Annotated in this window: 2 protein-coding genes; both read left to right on the plus strand. The window is 70.3% G+C overall.

Annotated elements, in window-relative coordinates; all coding sequences use genetic code 11:
* Positions 1-53: 53 nt before the first annotated feature.
* Entirely contained in the window at positions 54-1,094 is a 1,041-nt protein-coding gene (locus tag ACTIDRAF_RS0222815) for an ABC transporter substrate-binding protein (RefSeq protein ID WP_016701024.1), read from the plus strand.
* Positions 1,078-1,854 carry an ABC transporter permease gene (locus ACTIDRAF_RS0222820; RefSeq protein ID WP_016701025.1) on the plus strand — a complete coding sequence of 259 codons (777 nt, stop codon included), beginning with the start codon at positions 1,078-1,080 and terminating at the stop codon, positions 1,852-1,854. The genes ACTIDRAF_RS0222815 and ACTIDRAF_RS0222820 overlap by 17 nt, the downstream gene beginning before the upstream one ends.
* The last annotated feature ends 91 nt before the right edge of the window (positions 1,855-1,945 follow it).

Consider the following 1,945-nt stretch of genomic DNA (forward strand, 5'->3'; position numbering starts at 1 on the left):
GGCCCCCGCTGCCCCGCCACGACCGGACCCGCCCCGTCCCGAAAGGACCCACCATGTCCCCTTCCCCCCGCACCCTGCGCGGCGTCACCGCCCTCGGCCTGGCCGCCGCCCTCGGCGGTGTCGCCGCCTGCAGCCCCGCCGACAACGCCGGCACCACCACCGGCGGCGACGAGGCCACCACCTCGGTCACCGTGCAGATCGACGGCGCCGCCGTCCCCTACTACGCCCCCCTCTACGAGGCGGTCGAACAGGGCTACTTCGCCGACCACGGCCTCGACGTCGAGTTCACCTACGCCAACGGCGCCGACATCGTCCAGAACGTCGCCGCCGGCAACGTCGACTTCGGCTTCCCCAACGGCGACTCCGTCATCACCGCCTACGGCAGCGGCGTCCGCACCAACGTCGTCCACACCACCTACCAGAAGGGCATCGGCGCCCTGCTGTTCGCCAACGACAGCGGCATCGAGACCCCCGCCGACCTGGAAGGCCGCAGCGTCGCCGTCACCGACCTCGGCAGCCCCAACTACGCCCAGCTCCAGGCCATGCTCGACAGCGCCGACCTGACCGTCGACGACGTCGACCTGCGCACCATCGGCACCGGCGCCATCGTCCAGGCCCTCCAGAGCGGCGAGGTCGACGCCATCGTCTTCTCCCGGCTGCGCTACTTCGCCCTCCAGAACGCCGGGATGGACGTCGGCCAGATCCTCAGCGACGAGTACCTGCCCTCCTTCGGCAACATCCTCGTCGCCAGCCCCGACACCGTCGAGAACACCCCGGAGGTCGTCACCTCCTTCACCGCCGCCCTCGACGAGGCACTCCAGTACACGATCGACCACATCGACGAGTCCACGGCGATGTCCATCGAGAAGTACGCCCCCACCTTCGAGGGCCAGGAGGACGAGATCTCCGAGGTCCTGCGCGACGTCTACGCCGCCGAACTGTGGCAGTCCGCCGACACCGAGGAGCACGGCTTCGGCCACGGCAACCTCGACCGCTGGCAGGAGGCCATCGACTCCCAGGCCGAGTTCGCACTGATCGACGAGGCGTTCGACGCCGCCGACCTGGTCAGGGACCACCGTGAGCTCGGCAACTGAGCGCCGCGACCGCGCCCTGCCCCTGCTGGTCGGCGCGGCCTCCCTCGCCGGCGGCGTCGGCCTGTGGTGGGCACTGGCCGCCTTCTCCGGCCTGCCCTCCTACGTGCTGCCCAGCCCCGGGCAGCTCGTCACCCGCGCCGTGTCCCTGTGGCAGGCCGGCGGGCTGAGCATCCACCTCCAGCAGACCCTCGCCGAGGTGCTCCAGGGAGTCGCCCTCGGCTCGGTCATCGGCATCGCCCTCGCGGTGCTCTTCGTCCGCGTCGGCTGGATCGAACGACTGCTCATGCCGATCATCGTCGTCATCCAGGTGACGCCGAAGATCTCCATCGCCCCGCTCATCGTCCTCTGGCTGGGCCTGGGCATCGGATCCAAGATCACCCTGATCACCCTGGTGACCTTCTACCCGGTGCTCATCAACATGGTCGGCAAGCTCCGCGGCATGCCCTCCACCATGCACGACCTCGCCGACGTCCTGAACATCCGACGCGGCCGGCGCGCCCTGCTCATCGACCTGCCCTACAGCCTGCCCGCGTTGGCGGCGGGCCTGCGGGTCGGCGTGCTCCAGGCCGTGACCGCCGCCGTCATCGGCGAGTTCATCGGAGCCCAGGCCGGCCTGGGCTACCTGGAGAAGCAGGCGCAGGACAACGACGACATCCAGGTCGTCATGATCTGCCTCATCCTGCTCTCCGCGATCGGCTGGGCCCTCTACACCCTGGTGGGTCTCATCGAACGCAAACTCACCGAACGGTTCGGCGGCTGAACCCACCCCATCGCGGGAAGGGAACACGCGTCGAACCACCGGGCACGGCGGCCCGCCCACCTCCGGGGCGGGCCGCCCGCACGCCCACCCC

Source organism: Actinoalloteichus spitiensis RMV-1378 (genome assembly GCF_000239155.1).
Classification (GTDB): domain Bacteria; phylum Actinomycetota; class Actinomycetes; order Mycobacteriales; family Pseudonocardiaceae; genus Actinoalloteichus_B; species Actinoalloteichus_B spitiensis.

What these genes read in the sequence shown, in the direction of transcription:
- ACTIDRAF_RS0222815 (WP_016701024.1), top strand. Translation starts at nt 54, where the DNA reads ATGTCCCCTTCCCCCCGCACCCTGCGCGGCGTCACCGCCCTCGGCCTG.